The organism is Alistipes sp. (assembly GCF_020026455.1).
GTDB lineage: Bacteria > Bacteroidota > Bacteroidia > Bacteroidales > Rikenellaceae > Alistipes.
This window is the reverse complement of sequence record NZ_JAHHQJ010000002.1, coordinates 99,282-118,042: the sequence shown is the minus strand read 5'-3', so window position 1 is coordinate 118,042 and position 18,761 is coordinate 99,282. Positions and strand designations below refer to the sequence as shown.

17 protein-coding genes, 1 tRNA gene and 1 other RNA gene are annotated in these 18,761 nt (G+C 57.2%); 11 read left to right on the top strand and 8 right to left on the bottom strand.

Annotation, left to right across the window (positions count from 1 at the left end):
- Nucleotides 1–20: 20 nt before the first annotated feature.
- Complete coding sequence (locus QZ460_RS01725) at nt 21–1,208, top strand: aminotransferase class I/II-fold pyridoxal phosphate-dependent enzyme (protein ID WP_290539858.1); 1,188 nt, start codon at nt 21–23, stop codon at nt 1,206–1,208.
- A 142-nt stretch (nt 1,209–1,350) separates the two neighbouring features.
- Here QZ460_RS01725 and QZ460_RS01720 read toward each other — a convergent pair whose 3' ends face one another.
- Both QZ460_RS01720 and purT read right to left on the bottom strand, forming a co-directional pair.
- On the bottom strand, nt 1,351–1,791 hold the full coding sequence (locus QZ460_RS01720; protein ID WP_290539857.1) for a peptidylprolyl isomerase: 441 nt from the start codon (nt 1,789–1,791) through the stop codon (nt 1,351–1,353).
- An 81-nt stretch (nt 1,792–1,872) separates the two neighbouring features.
- Nucleotides 1,873–3,042: a formate-dependent phosphoribosylglycinamide formyltransferase gene (purT, locus tag QZ460_RS01715; RefSeq protein WP_290539856.1), complete on the bottom strand. Its 1,170-nt coding sequence runs from the start codon at nt 3,040–3,042 to the stop codon at nt 1,873–1,875.
- Between the two features lie 210 nt (nt 3,043–3,252).
- Here purT and QZ460_RS01710 point away from each other — a divergent pair, with 210 nt between their 5' ends.
- Nucleotides 3,253–5,097 carry a PQQ-binding-like beta-propeller repeat protein gene (locus QZ460_RS01710; RefSeq protein WP_290539855.1) on the top strand — a complete coding sequence of 615 codons (1,845 nt, stop codon included), beginning with the start codon at nt 3,253–3,255 and terminating at the stop codon, nt 5,095–5,097.
- A 34-nt stretch (nt 5,098–5,131) separates the two neighbouring features.
- On the opposite strand, the gene ssrA is transcribed toward QZ460_RS01710, so the two are convergent.
- Nucleotides 5,132–5,535, bottom strand: a transfer-messenger RNA (tmRNA) gene (gene ssrA, locus QZ460_RS01705).
- A 246-nt stretch (nt 5,536–5,781) separates the two neighbouring features.
- Between ssrA and QZ460_RS01700 the strand changes: the two genes are divergently transcribed.
- The 3 genes from QZ460_RS01700 to udk all read left to right on the top strand — a co-directional run bounded on the left by QZ460_RS01700 (nt 5,782) and on the right by udk (nt 9,294).
- Nucleotides 5,782–6,519 (top strand): ATP-binding cassette domain-containing protein, encoded by a 738-nt coding sequence (locus QZ460_RS01700; protein ID WP_290539854.1) that lies wholly within the window; start codon nt 5,782–5,784, stop codon nt 6,517–6,519.
- A 117-nt stretch (nt 6,520–6,636) separates the two neighbouring features.
- Nucleotides 6,637–8,595 (top strand): DNA topoisomerase (ATP-hydrolyzing) subunit B, encoded by a 1,959-nt coding sequence (gene gyrB, locus QZ460_RS01695; protein ID WP_290539853.1) that lies wholly within the window; start codon nt 6,637–6,639, stop codon nt 8,593–8,595.
- A 75-nt stretch (nt 8,596–8,670) separates the two neighbouring features.
- Nucleotides 8,671–9,294 (top strand): uridine kinase, encoded by a 624-nt coding sequence (gene udk / locus QZ460_RS01690; RefSeq protein WP_290539852.1) that lies wholly within the window; start codon nt 8,671–8,673, stop codon nt 9,292–9,294.
- Between the two features lie 150 nt (nt 9,295–9,444).
- Here udk and mutS read toward each other — a convergent pair whose 3' ends face one another.
- The 3 genes from mutS to QZ460_RS01675 form a co-directional block, all read right to left on the bottom strand.
- A complete protein-coding gene (mutS, locus tag QZ460_RS01685; RefSeq protein WP_290539955.1) occupies nt 9,445–12,078 on the bottom strand; it encodes a DNA mismatch repair protein MutS in 2,634 nt (877 codons plus the stop codon).
- Nucleotides 12,079–12,243: 165 nt separating this feature from the next.
- Nucleotides 12,244–12,819, bottom strand: a complete 576-nt coding sequence (locus QZ460_RS01680) for a uracil-DNA glycosylase family protein (protein ID WP_290539851.1) — start codon at nt 12,817–12,819, stop codon at nt 12,244–12,246.
- Nucleotides 12,812–14,227, bottom strand: a complete 1,416-nt coding sequence (locus tag QZ460_RS01675; protein ID WP_290539850.1) for an AAA family ATPase — start codon at nt 14,225–14,227, stop codon at nt 12,812–12,814. Before QZ460_RS01675 ends, QZ460_RS01680 begins: the two co-directional genes overlap by 8 nt.
- Before the next feature lie 51 nt (nt 14,228–14,278).
- Between QZ460_RS01675 and QZ460_RS01670 the strand changes: the two genes are divergently transcribed.
- From QZ460_RS01670 to QZ460_RS01645, 6 genes are all read left to right on the top strand, one after another.
- Nucleotides 14,279–14,914 (top strand): hypothetical protein, encoded by a 636-nt coding sequence (locus QZ460_RS01670; protein WP_290539849.1) that lies wholly within the window; start codon nt 14,279–14,281, stop codon nt 14,912–14,914.
- Nucleotides 14,892–15,506, top strand: coding sequence for a hypothetical protein (locus QZ460_RS01665; protein WP_290539848.1), 615 nt, complete (start codon nt 14,892–14,894; stop codon nt 15,504–15,506). The genes QZ460_RS01670 and QZ460_RS01665 overlap by 23 nt, the downstream gene beginning before the upstream one ends.
- On the top strand, nt 15,497–16,033 hold the full coding sequence (locus tag QZ460_RS01660; RefSeq protein WP_290539847.1) for an RsmD family RNA methyltransferase: 537 nt from the start codon (nt 15,497–15,499) through the stop codon (nt 16,031–16,033). The genes QZ460_RS01665 and QZ460_RS01660 overlap by 10 nt, the downstream gene beginning before the upstream one ends.
- Before the next feature lie 66 nt (nt 16,034–16,099).
- Nucleotides 16,100–16,176 (top strand) — tRNA-Asp (locus QZ460_RS01655).
- A 248-nt stretch (nt 16,177–16,424) separates the two neighbouring features.
- On the top strand, nt 16,425–17,114 hold the full coding sequence (locus tag QZ460_RS01650; protein WP_290539846.1) for a phage integrase SAM-like domain-containing protein: 690 nt from the start codon (nt 16,425–16,427) through the stop codon (nt 17,112–17,114).
- Nucleotides 17,075–17,416, top strand: a complete 342-nt coding sequence (locus tag QZ460_RS01645; RefSeq protein ID WP_290539845.1) for a hypothetical protein — start codon at nt 17,075–17,077, stop codon at nt 17,414–17,416. The genes QZ460_RS01650 and QZ460_RS01645 overlap by 40 nt, the downstream gene beginning before the upstream one ends.
- Here the strand turns inward: QZ460_RS01645 and QZ460_RS01640 are convergent.
- Together QZ460_RS01640 and QZ460_RS01635 are read right to left on the bottom strand one after the other, a co-directional pair.
- A complete protein-coding gene (locus QZ460_RS01640; protein WP_290539844.1) occupies nt 17,395–17,667 on the bottom strand; it encodes a hypothetical protein in 273 nt (90 codons plus the stop codon). The genes QZ460_RS01645 and QZ460_RS01640 overlap by 22 nt on opposite strands.
- A gap of 137 nt (nt 17,668–17,804) precedes the next feature.
- A complete protein-coding gene (locus QZ460_RS01635; protein ID WP_290539843.1) occupies nt 17,805–18,641 on the bottom strand; it encodes an ankyrin repeat domain-containing protein in 837 nt (278 codons plus the stop codon).
- Between the last annotated feature and the right edge of the window lie 120 nt (nt 18,642–18,761).

The window sequence follows — 18,761 nt, the reverse complement described above, 5'->3', positions numbered from 1 at the left end:
ATCCCAAACATATTCAAGCTATGGCAAAAGCAGTCAACATCGCCCGTTCGCATCGGCTGGACGGCATCGGAGAGTACTATTTTTCGCGTCGTCTGCGCGAGATCGCCGAGATCGAAGCGGCCACCGGGCGCCAGATCGTAAAATTGGCCATGGGTAGTCCCGACCTCCCGCCCCATCAGTCCGTAATCGACCGCCTGGCGAAAGAGGCACAGCGTCCCGACGTACACAAATACATGTCTTATCAGGGTGAACCCATTCTGCGCAAGGCTTTTGCCGACTGGTATAAGAAATGGTACCGCACCGAGCTGGACTTCAAGTCGGAGGTGCTGCCGCTGATTGGTTCGAAGGAGGGTATCATGCACATCTGCATGACGTTCCTCGACAAGGGCGACAAGGTCCTCGTCCCGAACCCCGGCTACCCCACCTACTCGGCAGCCGTGCGTCTGGCGGGCGGCGAAATGCTCCCCTATGCGCTGAACAAGCAGACCAACTTCTACCCCGACTTCGAGGCCATCGAAAAGGCCGGACTGGAGGGTGTGAAGATGATGCTCGTCAACTACCCCAACATGCCGACGGGACAAACCCCCTCGATGGAACTCTTCCAGAAGATCGTAGACTTCGGAGCCAAGCACAACATCCTGATCGTGCACGACAATCCGTACAGCTTCATCCGCAACGCCGAACACCCGATCTCGATCCTGGAGGCCGAGGGTGCGAAGGACGTGGCTCTGGAGATGAACTCGCTGTCGAAGGCCCATTCGATGGCCGGCTGGCGCGTGGGTGTCGTCGTGGGAAAGAAGGAGTGGATCACCTCGATCCTCACCTTTAAGTCGAACATGGACTCGGGTATGTTCTACCCCATTCAGGCGGCGGCCGACACGGCGCTGGCGCTGGGCGAGGAGTGGTTCAAAGAGCTGAACGACATCTACTACGGCCGCGAAAAGCAGGCTTACGAACTGCTCGACGCTCTGGGATGCCGCTACCGTAAGGGACAGGCGGGTCTGTTCGTCTGGGCCGAACTGCCCGAGGACTACGAGGGCGACAGTTTCGCATTCTCGGACGAGGTGATGGAGAAGACCGACGTGTTCCTGACCCCCGGCGGGATCTTCGGCTCGGAAGGCAACGGCTACATCCGCATCACACTCTGCTGCCCCGAGGAGCTGCTGAAGAAGGCCACCGAGAAGGTCAAGGCCGCTTTCGGCAAGTAGGAGCGAATTGACCGATTAACGAAAAACAGCCGTCCCTTCGGGGGCGGCTGTTTTTCGTGTGCCTTGCTTTGCGGGCCCTTGTATGCCGGGACCTTTGCTTGGGGTTCCTTGCTTTGGGGGCCCTTGCCTGCCGGGCGGGGCGTCACTCGGAGACAATGCGGATCGAGAGGATCTTGTCGCCCGGGCGGATGTCGTCGATCACGTCCAGTCCCTCGATCACCTGTCCGAAGCAGGTGTGGCGGCCGTCGAGGTGCTGTGTATTCTCGCGGTTGTGGCAGATGAAGAACTGCGAGCCGCCCGTGTCACGCCCAGCATGGGCCATCGACAGCACGCCGCGGTCGTGACGCTGGCGCGGAGCCGACGTTTCGCACTTGATCGTATAGCCCGGGCCTCCCGTGCCGTCGCCCTTGGGGCAGCCGCCCTGGATCACGAAGTCGGGAATCACGCGGTGGAAGGTCAGCCCGTCGTAGAAGTTGTGTTCGGCCAACTCGATGAAGTTGGATACGGTTCCGGGGGTCTCGTCGGCGTACAGCTCGGCTTTCATCGTCCCCTTTTCGGTCGAAATAATTGCGTATTTTTTCATGGTTCGGTTTTTATGGGCCGGTTCCGGCGGAACGCCCCGCGGAATGTGCGGGTCGCTTACGCCCGGGAGCCGGCGTTGTCCTTATTCGGTGACTTTCACTTTTGCGGCGGCGGTACAAACCCGTTTGCGCAAGGCTTCGAGGCTGCTGCCGTGGGGTTCGTAGCCCACGACGACGCCCATGCGGCGGTTCATGCGTGCCGAGGGTTTGCCGAAGAGGCGGATGTCGGTGCGGGGATCTTCGGCGAGGGCCTCTTCCACCCCCTCGTAACGCGGTGCGGAGCTCTCCACGCCCGAGAGGATCACCGCGCTGGCGCCCATGCGCTCGAAGGTGACGGCCGGGATGGGGATTCCCAGCACGGCCCGCAGGTGCAGTTCGAACTCATTGAGGTTCTGCGTTCCGGCCAGCGTCACCATGCCCGTGTCGTGCGGCCGGGGCGAGAGCTCGGAGAAATAGACCCCGTTGTCGTGGCTCAAAAAGAACTCCACGCCCCACAGTCCGGCTCCGGTGAGGGCCTCGGTGACGGATGCGGCCATGCGCTGGGCCTCGGCGAGGTGCTCGGGAGCGATCTCGGGCGACTGGAAACTCTCGCGGTAGTCGCCGCCCTTCTGCACATGGCCGATCGGCGGGCAGAAAAGGGTCGGTCCCTCCTTCTGGGTGACGGTCAGCAGCGTGATCTCGCTGTCGAAGCGGATGAACTCCTCGATGATCAGTTCGCGGATGTCGCCGCGCGACCCTTCGCAGCCGTAATGCCAGGCGTGCTCCAGTTCGTCGGGGCCCTTAACCAGCGACTGGCCCTTGCCCGAAGAGGACATCAGGGGCTTGACCACGCACGGGAAGCCGATTTTTGCGGCGGCCTCGCGCAGCTCGTCGAGCGATGCGGCGTAGAAATAGCGCGCGGTCTTCAGCCCCAGCTCCTTCGCCGCGAGGTCGCGGATGGCTTTGCGGTTCATCGTGAAATTCACGGCCCGGGCACTCGGCACGACCTGGATGCCCGCCCGCTCGAAATCGTAGAGCCGCTCGGTGCGGATGGCCTCGATCTCGGGGACGATGATGTCGGGGCGGTATTTCTCGACCGCTGCGGCCAGCGCCTCGCCGTCGAGCATGTCGAAGACCTCCGCGGCATCGGCCACCTGCATCGCGGGAGCTCCCGCATACTTGTCGCACGCCACGACGGTCTGCCCCAGCCGCTGCGCCGCAATCGTAAACTCCTTGCCCAGCTCGCCGGAACCCAGAAGAAGAATGGTTTTCATGATAGATATGATATGTATGTGGTTTGTTGTCCGTTTGTCTGTCGCCGCTCCCCTGCCGCTCCCTCGCCGGGTGAAAATCCGCCCCGGGCGGGTGACCGTCGGTCGGGATGGCGCCGGAAATCCGGAATGCCCTTCCCGTTTTTTCGCCATGCAAAGATAGTTTTTTCCACCGAATTTCGTATCTTGGCTTAACAAAACTGCGCAAGCCCAATGAAATCCTTCAAAATCCTGTTGTGCTTCGGTGTACTGTGGGCATCGTCTGTATTCCCGGCCCAGCCTCCCTGCGACACGCTCCGCGTCGCCTTCCTTACCGACATCCACGTGACACCCGGCAACGTGCAGGATTCGCTGTTCCGCGTCGCAGTGGACGAAGTCAACGCTTCGCCGTGCGACATCGCGATCTTCGGCGGCGACCTCACCAATCTGGGCAGCGACGCCGAGCTGGAGCATGTCCACGCTCTGATTTCGCGGCTCGAAAAACCGTGGCACGTCGTGCCGGGCAACCACGAGACCACATGGTCGGAAAGTGCCTGCACGACCTTCGCCCGGATCTTCGGCCACGACGGGCGCACCGCTTTCCGTGCCGGGGGCTACCTCTTTCTGGGTTATGCTTCGGGGCCTTTCATGAAGATGGCCATGGGCGCCGTGCGCACCGAGGACCTCGCGTGGCTGGCTTCGGAGGCCGCCAGGGCCCGGCCCGGGGAGCGCATCGTGAGCCTCTGCCACTATCCGCTCAACAACGACCTCACGAACCGTGCGGAGGTGACGGCGACGCTCCGGCGGCTGGGCATCCCGCTCACGCTGTTCGGCCACTACCACCGCGAGCCCTCGCTGTTCAACTTCGACTCCATAGCCGGCATTCAGGGGCGCGCCCTGCGGGGCAAGAGCGATTCCGATGCGGGCTACACGCTGCTCGACTTCTGGGGCGACTCGGTCCGCGTGCGCGAAAAGCCGCTGGGTGCGGAGCCGCGCACGTGCTTCACGATCCGCATGCAGGACGACCCGCAGACGCTGGCCATTGCCTCCGATCCGATGCCCCCGGTTCCAGACTGCAAGGCCCACGCGCAGCTTGTGCTGCAGGACAGCGCCACGATCTACACCGGGGTGGCGTTTCACCGGGATCTGCTCTATTACGGCACGACGCAGGGCGTGCTGCGCGCCTACGACACGCGCCGCAACCGCGAAGTGTGGCGGAGGCGTTTCGGCGGGGCGCTCTACACCACGCCCCTCGTGGCCGAAGGGGTGGTCATCGCGGGCACGACGACCGACGGATTGCGCGCCTACGACGCCCGCACGGGTCGCGAACGGTGGCACATCGACACCCCGACGCCGATCGTCGGGCAGGGACTCGTCGATGGCCGCGGCGCGGCGCTCTACATCGGGCTGGGCAACGGCACGATGGCCAAAATCGCAGTGCACGACGGGCAGATTCTGTGGCGCTATGACTACGGCCGCGGGCAGTCGCAAGGGCAGCCCGCGCTGGCGGACGGGAAACTGGTTTTCGGAGCCTGGGACCGGCATCTCTACTGCCTCGACGCCGCAACGGGAAAACTCTGCTGGAAGTGGACCAACGGCTCGAAAAGCCTCTTTCTGTCCCCGGGAAACATCGCTCCCCGGATCGCCGGAGGCCGCGTGTTTTTCACCGCGCCCGATCGGGCCGTCACCTGTCTCGACCTCGCCTCGGGAAGCGTCGTATGGCGCTGCACCGACTACAGGGCCCGCGAAGCATCGGGCATGAGCGCCGATGGCAAGCGCTTCTACGTCAAGACTATGGATGGGGAACTGCTGGCTGTCGACACGGCTCCGGATACCTTCCGCCGGCTGTGGATCGTCCCGGCGGGCTTCGGCTACGACTACACGCCCTGCCCGGTGATCGTGAGCCACGGCATGGCGTGCCTTGCCGACCGCTCGGGCAACCTCGCCGCCGTGCGCGAAGACGGCACGCCGCTCTGGTGCTTCAAGTGCTGCAACTCGGCGGCGAACTTCATCACCGAGGCCCCCGACGGTTCGCTGTGGGTGACTTTCGCCGAAGGGAAGATTTTCCGTATTCTCTAAAAAAAGCGTCCCGGAAAACCGGAACGCTCTTTTTGAGTGGAGGTGGCGGGAGTCGAACCCGCGTCCAAACAGGGAACCCGAAAGCTTTCTACACGCTTAGCCGCCATTTGATCCTTCTCCCCGTGTCTGGCAGGCAGCTACCGAACGCGAGGCCCAGTTCCTTGATTTTCGCGCACCGACCGGAACCCTCCGGCACGCTATCTCTAAATGGATGATACCCCGTATGAAGAGCCGTTATAGAGCGGAACGTCCCTTCGGGATACTCGTCGCCAAAGCTCCTTGGCTTCGGCGATTAAGCTAATTTTCCTTGAAAATTAGGCAGCGAGTGCAAGGCTGTTGTTGCCATTTGTAGTTTGAGCATCGGGATTAACGAGCCGCCACACAGCGCTCGGCGTGCTTACAATCAAACTCTGCCTGCTGTCAAAACCAGGCACCCCCGGTCTTTCCGTGCAAAGTCAATCGGAAACGCTGCAAAGATAGTACAAAACGCGGCCATTCGCAAATTTATTTGCCGGAGGCCGGGCGGAACACGGGCCGAGCCGGTGTTTCGGAGGGGGCGGAGGGGCGGAATGTGCGTCGAATAGGTGCTCAGGAGGCCGGGCGGAGCGCTTTTTTGCCCCGCGGGTGAAGCGGGTACGGATATTTTTCGTATCTTTGTTTATTCGGAAAACAGAGCGAGACGCTATGAATGAAAAATATGTCGTAAATCTCCGGGATGTGGCTATCTACCATGCCGACAATCCCTTCGGCAGATGCTCGGAGAAGAAACTCCTGCAACAGGGCGAGATGGTTCTCTCGGAGGTCAACCTTTCGGTGGCGCCGGGTGAATTCGTATACCTGATCGGGCGGGTCGGAAGCGGAAAAAGCAGTTTACTCAAAACTTTATATGCCGAGATGCAACTCCTTACAGGCAAGGGATATGTCGCGGGGTTTGACCTGCGCCGCCTGCGCCGCAAGGACATCCCCTACCTGCGCCGCCGCATCGGCATCGTCTTCCAGGACTACCAGCTGCTCACCGACCGCAACGCCTTCATGAATCTCTACTACGTGATGAAGGCTACGGGCTGGAAACGCGAGCAGGAGATTCGCGAACGCATCGACCGTGTGCTGGGGCTGGTGGAACTCGGGGCGAAGAGCTACAAGATGCCTTTCGAACTTTCGGGCGGCGAGCAGCAGCGACTGGTGATCGCGCGCGCACTACTGAACGACCCGCAGGTGCTGCTGGCCGACGAGCCGACGGGCAACCTCGACCCGGTGACGGCCGACGGCATCATGCAGCTGTTCCAGAAGATCGCCTCGCAGGGCTGCGCCGTGGTGATGTCGACCCACAACACGGCTCTGATCGAGAACTACCCCGCCCGCGCCGTGCTCTTCTCCAAGGGCCGGATCCGCGAGGTCGACCTCAAGGCCGAGCTGGCATAGGCCCGGCATCGGGGAGCAGAGCGGACGAACAGTCCGAAGAATCGTCCGGAAAGCCGTTTCCGGGCGCTTGTTTTATCCGGAAATTTTCGTATATTTGTACGCTATTTTAAGACTACGATGAGTACCGAATTAGAAAACGTTAAAAAACAAGAAGAAGAATATTCCGCGTCGAACATTCAGGTTCTCGAGGGCCTCGAAGCGGTGCGCAAGCGCCCCGCCATGTATATCGGCGACATCGGCGAAAAGGGCCTCCACCACCTGGTGTACGAGGTCGTGGACAACTCGATCGACGAGGCGCTGGCCGGATACTGTACCGACATCGACGTGACGATCAACGAGGACAACTCCATCACCGTCAAGGATAACGGACGTGGAATCCCGACCGACTACCACGAGAAGGAGGGCAAATCGGCTCTCGAAGTGGTGCTGACGGTGCTCCACGCCGGCGGTAAGTTTGACAAGGGCAGTTACAAGGTCTCGGGAGGTCTGCACGGCGTCGGCGTCTCGTGTGTCAATGCGCTTTCGACGCTGCTGATCGCCGAGATCCACAGCCGCGACGGCAAGATCTACCGCCAGAGCTACAGCAAGGGAACCCCGACCTCGCAGGTCGAGGTGGTCGGCGAATGTACGGACCGCGGTACGATCATCACCTTCAAGCCCGACGGGTCGATCTTTACGCATACCACCGAATACAAATACGACATCCTGGCCAACCGTCTGCGCGAACTGGCGTTCCTGAACAAGGGCATCCGCCTGAACCTCTACGACAAGCGTCCCGACGAGGAGGGCAAGACCCGCGAGGACCATTTCTACTCGGAGGAGGGACTCAAGGAGTTTGTCAAATACCTCGACGCCACGCGCGGCACGCCTATCGTCGAGCAGATCATCTACCTCGACACCGAGAAAAACGGCGTCCCGGTGGAGGTGGCCATGCAGTATAACGATTCGTTCTCGGAGAACGTGCACTCCTATGTAAATAACATCAACACCATCGAGGGCGGTACGCACCTGACAGGCTTCCGCCGTGCGCTGACCCGCACGCTCAAGAAGTACGCTGAGGATTCGGGCATGCTCGCCAAGCTGAAGTTCGACATCAACGGCGACGACTTCCGCGAGGGACTCACCGCTGTCGTGTCGGTGAAGGTGCAGGAGCCGCAGTTTGAGGGACAGACCAAGACCAAGTTGGGCAACGACGAAGTTGCCGCCGCTGTCGATCAGGCCCTGGCCTCGGCGCTGGGCGACTACCTGGAGGAGAACCCCAAGGATGCCAAGGCCATCGTGCAGAAGGTGATCCTCGCGGCTACGGCGCGCCATGCGGCACGTCATGCCCGCGAACTGGTGCAGCGCAAAACCGTTCTGTCGGGAGCCGGGCTGCCGGGAAAACTCGCCGACTGTTCGAGCCGCGACCGCTCGATCGCCGAAATCTTCTTCGTCGAGGGTGACTCGGCAGGCGGTACGGCCAAATCGGGCCGTGACCGGAATTTCCAGGCCATCATGCCGTTGCGCGGTAAGATCCTGAACATCGAGAAGGCTCAGGAGCACCGCATGTGGGAGAACGAGGAGATCAAGAACATGTTCACGGCCCTCGGCGTCACGATCGGAACCGAAGAGGACTCCAAGGCGCTGAACCTCGAGAAGTTGCGCTACGACAAGATCATCATCATGACCGATGCCGACGTCGACGGAAGCCATATCGCCACGCTGATGTTGACGTTCTTCTTCCGCAAGATGAAGGAGCTGATCGAAAACGGACATGTCTATATCGCCACCCCGCCCCTCTACCTCGTGAAGAAGGGCAAGCAGGAGCGTTACTGCTGGACCGAGAAGGAGCGCGACGAGATCACCTCGGAATTCGGCAAGGGTACGCATGTACAGCGCTACAAAGGTCTCGGTGAGATGAACGCCCACCAGTTGTGGGAGACGACGATGAACCCCGACACGCGCATCCTGCGTCAGGTGAACATCGAGAACGCTGCCGAAGCCGACCGCATCTTCTCGATGCTGATGGGCGACGAAGTGCCGCCCCGCCGCGAGTTCATCGAGCGGAATGCACACTACGCCAATATCGACGCATAAGACGATAACCGAGCAAAGGGTCGCCCGAAAGGGTGATCCTTTGCTTTATATAAACACATGCTAATAACTGACAATATGGACGTTACTGTAATCGGAGTCGCCGGAGGAACCGGCTCGGGAAAATCGACGCTCGTCAAGCGTTTGCAGGAAGCATTCGTCGGCGACGACGTGGTGACGCTCTGCCACGACTACTACTACAAGGCACATCCCGAACTCACCTACGAGGAGCGCACGAAACTCAACTACGACCATCCGCAGGCCTTCGACACGGAGATGCTTGTGGAGCATATCAAGGCTCTGAAGAACAACGTGCCCGTCGAGCACCCGGTCTATTCGTTCGTCGACCACAACCGTACGTCGGAGAGCGTGAGTGTGAAACCCTCGAAGGTGATCATCGTCGACGGCATTCTGATCTTCGAGAACAAGGAGCTGCGCGATCTGATGGACATCAAGGTTTATGTCGACACCGACGCCGACATCCGGCTGGCGCGGCGTATTCTGCGCGACGTCTGCGAGCGCGGGCGGACGATGCAGTCGGTCATCACGCAGTACACCTCGACGGTGAAGCCGATGCACGAGGAGTTTGTCGAGCCGTCGAAGAAGTACGCCGACGTGATCATTCCCGAAGGCGGCTTCAACTCGGTGGCCGTCGCCATGCTGATCCAGAACATCCGTTCGCTGATTCAGAGCAGCAAATAGCCGCACAACGCCCGAACGCAGTACGGTAAAACCAAACCCGGACCTCGAAGAGGCCCGGGTTTTCGTATTTTCGCAAGGGAGCGGGCAGGATATTCACCGCAACCGGAGAGCGGGGACGCGGCTGGAATGCGCAGTTAAAGTGTTACTTTATTACAAGCCTGTTATCTTTTTGATTTCGTTTAGTTTATTGAGGGCTTCAATTGGGGTCAGCGAGTTGATGTCGAGGCCCTTGATCTGGTCGCGGATCTGCACCAGCACGGGATCGTCCAGCTGGAACATCGACAGCTGCATGTTTTGAGAACCGACGCTCTCGGCGGCATCCTTCACGGCCTGCGCCGCGGATTTCCGGCCCCGCTCCTTGAGGCTGCGGCTTGGGACAATCTCGTTGTTGCCGTAGACCTGCTCGAGGTTGCGCAGGATTTCGTCCGCCCGCGAGACGATCGACACCGGCATGCCGGCCATGCGGGCCACGTGGATACCGAACGAATGCTCCGTGCCGCCGCGTTCGAGCTTGCGCAGGAAGACGATCTGATTGCCCAGCTCCTTGACCGAGACGTGGAAATTCTTGACCCGGGGGCACATCTGCTCCATCTCGTTCAGTTCGTGGTAATGTGTGGCGAAAAGCGTCTTGGCACGTGCCGAGGGGTGGTTGTGGAGGTATTCGACCATTGCCCAAGCGATCGAGATGCCGTCGTAGGTCGACGTGCCGCGGCCGATTTCGTCGAGCAGCACGATGCTGCGGTCGGAAATGTTATTGAGGATGCTGGCCGATTCGAGCATCTCGACCATGAAGGTGGACTCGCCCTGCGAAATGTTGTCCGAAGCCCCGACGCGCGTGAAAATCTTGTCCACATAGCCGATGTGGGCAGACTTCGCGGGGACATACGAGCCCATTTGGGCCATCAGGATGATCAGCGCCGTCTGGCGAAGCAGCGCCGACTTACCCGACATGTTGGGGCCGGTGATCATCATGATCTGCTGCTGCTTGTCGTCGAGCAGCACGTCGTTGGGGATGAACTCCTCCCCCACGGGCATCAGGGTCTCGATCACCGGGTGGCGGCCCTGGCGGATGTCGATGAGCTTGCCGTCGTCCAGCACGGGACGCACGTAACCGCGTTCGCAGGCCATGCGCGCGAAGGACTGCAGGCAGTCGATGCGTGCCACCACAGCCGCGTCGTGCAGCATCGGAGCCAGCGAACCGCAGATATAGGCCATGATTTGGGCATAGATGCGCTGCTCCAGGATGAGCATCTTCTCCTCGGCACCGAGGATCTTCTCCTCGTACTCCTTCAGTTCGCCCGTGATGTAACGCTCGGCATTGGCCAGCGTTTGCTTGCGGATCCAGGTCTCGGGGACCTTGTCCTTGTGGGCGTTGCGGACCTCGATGTAGTAGCCGAAGACGTTGTTGTAGCTGATCTTGAGCGACGGGATGCCCGTGGCCTCGCTCTCGCGCTGCTGGATGCGCGAAAGGTAGTCCTTGCCGTGGAGCGCGATGCGGCGCAGGTCGTCCAGCTCGGGGTCGACGCCGTCGGCGATCACTCCGCCCTTCTGGATCTGGTTGTTCTGCGGGTCGGGGTAGATTTCGCGCGCGATACGTTCGCGGACCTCAGCCAGAGGATCGATCTGACCCGCAAGCGCATGCAGGCGCTCGTCGTCGGTGGACTCCAGGGCGGCCTTGAGCGTCTCGATGGCTCCGAGCGAGTTCTTGAGCTGCACCAGTTCGCGGGGCGTGACCCGCTGAGCCGCAATGCGGCCCGCGATACGCTCCAGGTCGCCGACAAGCGAGACCTGCTCGCGGATGACGTCCGCCAGATCGGCGTCTTTGACCAGACGCTCCACCACGTCGAGGCGCTCGTTGATCTTCGCAGGGTCCTTGATCGGCAAGGCGATCCAGCGTTTCAGCAGGCGGCCGCCCATGGGCGTCAGCGTGCGGTCGATCACGTCGGCGAAGCTGCATTTCTCGCGCGCGCCGTTCGACGAGAAGAGCTCGAGGTTGCGGATCGTGAACTTGTCGATCCACACGTAGTCGTCCTGGTCGATGCGCGCGATGGAGGTGATGTGCCCCGTTTCGCGGTGCTCGGTGAATTCGAGGTAGTAGAGGATGGCTCCGGCGGCCGAAAGTCCGCTGGTGAAGTGGTCCACGCCGAAACCCTTGAGGGATTTGGTCCCGAACTGCTTGCAGAGTTTCTCGCGGTTGACATCCTCCGAAAAGACCCACTCGTCGAGGCGGTAGGTGTAGAGTTTCGACCCGAACGAGCCGGAAAAACGGTCCTCATAGCCGCGTTGGAAGACGACCTCCTTGGGCTGGAGGTTCGAAATCAGCTTGTCGACATAGCCGTCCGTCCCCTCGGCCACGTAGAACTCGCCCGTAGAGATGTCCAGAAAAGCAACTCCCGTCGTCTGACGGCCGAAATAGACCGACGCGATGAAGTTATTCTCCTTGTTGGCCAGGATGTTGTCGCCCAGCACGATGCCCGGGGTGACCAGCTCGATCACGCCGCGCTTGACGAGCCCCTTGACCTGCTTGGGGTCCTCCAGCTGCTCGCAGATGGCAACACGCTCTCCGGCCCGAACCAGTTTCGGGAGGTAGGAGTCGATGGCGTGGTAGGGAAATCCGGCCAGTTCGACATATGTGGCCGATCCGTTGGCGCGACGTGTGAGCGTGATGCCCAGGATGCCGCTGGCCTTGATTGCGTCGTCGCCGAAGGTCTCGTAGAAATCGCCCACGCGGAACAGCAGAATGGCGTCGGGATGTACGGCCTTGATGGAGTAATATTGCTTCATCAGGGGCGTCTCGACGTATTTTTTATCGGTTTTCTTTTCGGATGTCAAAGTAGGATCTTGTATGATTTATATTATAATCAACAAAGATAGGCCTTTTTAAATGCCGCGCAAAGCGGGTGTCCGATTTTTTTTCGTCCGCACGTCCGGAACTTTCAGCCGGAGGTGTCAGAGGATCCCGGTTGCGGAGAACATTTTGCGGTAAAATTCAGCCTTCCACTCCACGGGGCGCGGGAAGGCCCGCGACGAGGAGGGCATGCGCCAGAGCGTCAGGTCGCGGCCCGCAAAGGGCATCGGCACGCACTCCCCCACGCCGGGTTCGCTGCAGCCCGTGATGGCACGCAGCGTGTCGGTGGCCTTCTGGCCCGTGGTGACGACGGCCCGGCAGGCGGGAATGCGGGTCAGAAGGGCTTCGAGGTCGACTTCGCGCACAACTTGAAGTGAGGCGTCCGATGCGTTGTCTTTGAGCCGGATGACCTCTACGGCAGTATCGTAGAGTGCGATCCCCCGCTCGCGGCAGAAGATCTCGATGCGCTCCCGGTCGAACCGCCGTCCGCCCGGTGCCAGGAAGTGCATTTTGTCGCCCGTGGCAAGGTAGCCCACGATGCGCCACATGTCGTTCTGAAGGTTGGGATAGAAGAACTCCATCGACCAGCGGAGGCGTTTGGGCGGAAAACTGCCCAGCATCAGCAGGCGGGCATTTTCGGGAAGGAAGGGTTCGAGGGGGTGGCGTTCGCTATTCATAGAATTGTTCATCGAAATTTACAAGGTATAATTTATCGGAGGCGCGCGTCAGGGCCGTATAGAGCCAGCGGAGCATGTCGCGCGACATCGGTTCGTCGCCGAACAGGCAGCGGTCGACGAAGACCGCCCGCCACTGGCCGCCCTGGGCCTTATGGCACGTGACGGCATAGGAAAACTTCACCTGGATGGCGTTGAAATGGGGATTCTCGCGGATCTCCCGGAATCGTTTCAGTTTGCTCTTGATCTCCGCATAGTCCTTCTCCACCTCATAGAAAAGGCGCGTGGACTCCTCGCGCGTGAGCGAAGGCGACTCCGAGGCGATCGTATCCAACAGGATCTTGCACGCAACCTCGGTGTCGTTGTAGTCGGGGAATTCGAGCACGGCATCGGCGAAGCGGAAGCCATAGAAATCCTCGAACCGGCGCAGGCGTTTCAGCCGCGCGATGTCGCCGTTGGCGATGAAGTTCATCGGGCACTCCTCGATGCGGCCGGGAAAGTAGTAGTTGTTCTTGACCACCATCAGCATGTCGCCGCTCTCGATCTCCTCCTCGGCATAGAGCACGTTGCGGCGGATGCCCTCGTTGTAGCGGTTGGCCCGCTTGTTCGAACGCGTGATGACGATCGTCTCGTCGCGGCCGTAGCGGGCATAGCTGTCCTGAAGTTTTTCGAGGAACTCGCCGCCCTCGACCGCCTCGATGTCGGGAAAATCCATCCTGAAGCGGGGAATTTCGCAAAGCCCCCTTTCGAGCATGCAGCGCACCAGCGTGGCATTGAAGAGAATGCCCGACTGTGCCTCCTGGCGCACCACCTCGTCCATCGTGCCGTAGACGACGTCGCCGTAGGCGGCCATCGACGACGGGTCGAGAGCCGGGCTGAAATCGGATCCGACGGGAGGAAGCTGTGCGCTGTCGCCGACCAGCACCAGGCGGCATCCCCGGCCGCTGCGGACATACTCCACAAGGTCCGAAAGCAGCGACCCGCTGCCGAAAACGGCTCCGCCCGATGTGCTCTCCGAGAGCATCGAGGCCTCGTCGACGATGAACACCGCCCCGCGTTCGGGGTTGATATTGAGCGAGAATTTCGATTCGTAATCGGCATTCGTCCGCTCGCGGTAGATGCGTTTGTGGATGGTAAGTGCTTTTTCGTGAGCGTATTGGGCCAGAACCTTGGCGGCACGCCCCGTGGGAGCCAGCAGCACGGGTTTGATTCCCAATTCCTTAAGAGCGCCGACAAGACCCGCAACAAGCGTCGTTTTGCCGGTTCCGGCATAACCGTTCAGCACGAAAATCCTCGAAAAATCATCGTCTGCAAGGTATTCGGACAATTTTTCTATAATTTTTTTTTGTCCGGGAGTTGTTTCGAAACAAATTTTAGCGTAAATTTGGGTCGCGATACGTGTACTGAACATGCGTCGGGTTTTTTAATTGATGCAAAATTAATAACAAATATTTATTTAAAAATGAAAAAAATCTTTCAAATCTTTCTTGCCGTAGTAATCGTGGGTTTGGTCTACGTCATCTACGTTCAGATCTCGACTCCGATCCGCTTCGAAAAAGAAACAAAGGCGAAAAAAGCCCAGGTTATCGAACGCATCAAGGATATCCGTACGGCTCAGCGCGCATTCAAATCCAAGTATCAGCATTTCACGGCCAGCTTCGACTCGCTGGCGGCCTTCGTCCTGAACGACACGCTCGAACTCGAACGCAAGATCGTCGACGAAGACGACTCGGCGGCTATGGCCATGCTGAAGAAGTCGGGCAAAAAGAATATCGAAAAGTTCAAGATCGCCGTCATCGACACCATTTTTGCCCCCAAGAAGCTGACACGGCAGGATGTTGAGAATTTCCGCTACATCCCCGAAACCGACAACAAGGCCCAGTTCATCATGGAGGCCGGTATCATCACCACCGAGTCGAAGGTCGTGATTCCCGTTGTGGAGTGCCGTGCCCCCTACAAGATGTTCCTTGACACGGTGACCTACCATCAGGAGGTGATCAACCTGATCGACGAAGAGCAGAACAACTTCAACCGCTATCCCGGCATCAAGTTCGGATCAATGGATTCCGGTAACAATGAAGCAGGAAACTGGGAATAACAAGCCGCAGTCAGGCTATAAGGTGTCCATTCAGCGCTCGTTGGATGGACACTCTTTTTCGGTCCCGGCGCTCGCGGAGCTGTCTGCCGGAGACGGGGAGGTGACGATGGAGCTGCTGCTGCCCCGCACGATGCTTGTGCCGGGAGAGCTCTTCGACGCGGAGCGGAGCACTGAGATGCTCGCGGCGAACGGCATGCCGCCGACGGCGGCGGAGTGTGTTGTTGCAAGCGATCCGGAAGCGGAGGCGGTGGCCGTAACGGCAGTCGACCGCGAGGTCCTGCGGCAGGTGACGGAAAAGCTGGGAGGTCGGGTGCGCTTCACTACCCCGCTGCTGCACGTCCCTGCGGATGCCGCCAAAACCATGTGGATGAGCCGCCGTGCGGGAGTTCTATATATTAAGGTATACGACGGCGGCAAATTGCAGCTGGCCGAGGCGATTCCTGCGGCAACGGACATCGAGGTAGCTTACTTTTTCGAGCGGCTTGGGGGCTGTTTCCCGTTGAAGGAATACGAGCTCCGCATTGCGGGCGACAATCCGAAAGCGGCGCACAAGCTGCTCGGCAAACGATTCAGAGAGACAAGATGCGAATAGTCAGTGGAAAATACCGTGGCCGGGCAATCAATCCGCCCAAAAAACTGCGCGCACGGCCCACGACCGACTTTGCCAAGGAGAACCTGTTCAATGTGCTGGGGAACCTGGTCGATTTCGAGGAGTGCGACGTGCTCGACCTCTTTGCCGGTACGGGGTCGATCAGTTATGAATTTGCCTCGCGCGGCGCACGGAGTGTTACGGCGGTGGAGATCAATGCCGTGCATTATAATTTCATCCGGCAGACGGCAGCGATGCTGGGGATTGAAAATTTCTACCCCGTCAAGGCCAACGTTTTTCTCTATCTGAAAAGCTGCGCCAAGCAATTCGACGTGATCTTCTCCGACGCTCCCTACGATTTGGAAGGCAGCGAGCAGGTGGTGAAGCAGGTTTTTGAGGGGGATTTGCTGCGTCCGGGCGGCATTCTGATCTTCGAGCATTCGAAAAAGATGAATTTTTCGGATTTTGAGGAGTTCTGGCAATTAAGGAGTTACGGGAGTGTTCAATTTTCTTTTTTCAAAAAAGTGTGAAAAAGCCTTCGAATCGCTTGTTGATTCAAAAAAATGCGCTATATTTGCACTCGCAATAACCGGAATGGTGCGTTAGTTCAGCTGGTTAGAATACGTGCCTGTCACGCACGGGGTCAGGGGTTCGAGTCCCCTACGCACCGCCAGAGGCCGATGAAGAGTCGGGCTAAATAAAGCAAAAGCCTTGTAAACGAGTAGTTTACGAGGCTTTTTGTTTTTAGATTATCTGCATGAGAAAGCAAAAAACAACCGGTTTCGGGTGTCCAAATCGGTGGACTTTTTCCGAGGGCCGAATCGTCCACCGAATAAGCATTTAACTCATTGATTTGCATCGTATTTCATCTTGACGCAAAAGGCTCTTGAAAGTAATTTTGCAACCTGTAAATACGATGTTATGGAAAGGACAACCTGCACGCTGATTTACTACCTGCGCAAAACTCGGATCGACAAGGAAGGGAAAGCGCCGATTTATGTACGCCTCACAGTCAACGGCCAACGTGCCGAAGTTTGTGCTCGGGCCCGCATCTTGCCCCGGTATTGGATTCAATCCCGAGGCAAGGCTGTGGAAAACAACCGGGAAGGCCGTGAGATTAACCGGCTGCTGGAGGCCATCTCGTTCAATATTGCGCAAACGCGACGCACGCTAGAGGCAGAAGGGAAAGAGATTACGGCTACGGGGATTATGGATCGCTACCTGGGCAAGGACCTTCCCGAGCGTCATACCCTGATGGAGGTCTTTCGGGAACACAACAAACGGTGCCGGGCTTTGATCGGAATCGACTTCACCGCATCGACCGTACAGCGTTACGAGAGTCTAATGCGCATCACGGGCGAATTTCTGTTAAAGGAGTATGGCTCCGAGGATCTCTATCTGGACGAATTGCCGGTCCATTTGGTCGAGGATTATGAGTTCTACATGAAGACCGTAAGGCGATGTGTTCACAATACGGTGATGAAGAATCTGAAAAATTCAAGAAGATCATCCGCATCGCGCAAAGCAACGGCTGGGTTCCGAAGGACCCGTTTTACGGTAAACATATCTACATGGAGCCGGTCGACCGACCTTCCCTCAGGCCTGTTGTAGGTATGGACATTGTTCATGGTGGACTTGCCGCCTGCGTTGACCGTCAGGTTCTGCAGTCTGCGGCGTGCGGGGTTGTAGGTTCGCTGCGTCGCACAGGTGGCAATCGCCGGGTTGGGCACAATCAGCGTGCGGCGGGGCTTGGTGACTTCGCCCATCTGTTTTATGATGTAATTGCGAAAAAAACGCGAAGGCAGAACATTTATTTCCGTCTTCGCATTTTTACTTATCAGAGATTCTTAATTAATCAAGGCTCTATTTTTGCAATTCTAAATTTGGAACATTATTTTAGATATCCATCATAAATTTTAGATGGTTCAACTATATGTCCATTATATAATACCAAGTAGCAAGGTTCAAAAATACGAATATCATTTAATGTCGTATCACTGAAATTTGCCAGAGGGAAATCTGCATCTAATGCTAACTTGCCATCATAATCATTGTATATACATATTCTTATAAAATTTCCGGAAACAGATATTTTCTTTAACCAATAGTATTCCTTTAAATCACCTTTTCTTATTGCACCTTTTGGATTATTTGCTTCTTCCATATCAAATATAGATATAACTAATATAAAGATAATTAAAAGAATAGAGGTGATAACTAATATAAGTAGTCGTTTAATTCTTCCTTGCATCAGATTCGTCTCCTTTAGCTATTGTTGTTTTATTCAGCGTATCTCAAAATCTAATTCGAGGTAATACCCAATCCCTTGCTTTTTAAGAAATCGATGATTCGCATTTTATATTTATACTCACTTGTGCCAAATTCTGATAAATCCTCTTTCAGTATATCCCACAAATACATTGGCTTCCCTTTATCTTTGGGATCACTCTTTTCTATTGGTACAGAATAATCAAATCGGTAGTAAATGGGACGATTGTAGTCAGCTCCATTTTGCAACAGGTAATAAGCTACCTTATATTCATCCACCATTACAGATTCACTCAACGCTGATTGACCGAATTCGTTCTGGTAATTTACATCAGCCCCTTTCAACACTAATAATCGGACCAAATCTAATCTCCCTGTTCTGGAAGCCGCTATTAATGGAGTAAACCGTGTGCCGTTTTCCTTGCGCCTTTCTCCTGTTTCAACATCATTTACATCAGCGCCATATTCAATCAGTGTTTTGGCAAAAGTAATGTTGTAAAATTCGGAAGAGCAAGCCATAATAAGAGGAGAGGTGCCATCAAATGTGTCATGTATATTCACATCTGCCCCTTTTTTCAGTAATGCCTTAAACGGTTTCAACTGCTGGTTCATAATTGTCAGCATTAAAAGCGTTTCGCCGTATCTGGATTCTTGATAATTGATTAACTCTGGATTTTCAGAAACAATCTTGTCGATCTGTTCCGTATTTCCGTCCTCCACAGCTTTGGCCAGTTCCCAGGCTGGCGTATTCTGAAAAAGACGATAATCGCTGCCGGTCAGTTTCGATTGATCTGCGATTTTTTCCCTGCTCAAATCGGAGCAGGAAAATAACAAACAGGCGAAAAACAAGCGTATAATTATTGTTTTCATTAGTACTCTTGATCGCGTAAATATAGTGTCCTGATTTACTGTAAAAAAACGTGTTGGCAAAGTTAATTTTTTATTTACTCTTTGCCAACACGGTTTCATTCATGTTTTTATTTCTTATAT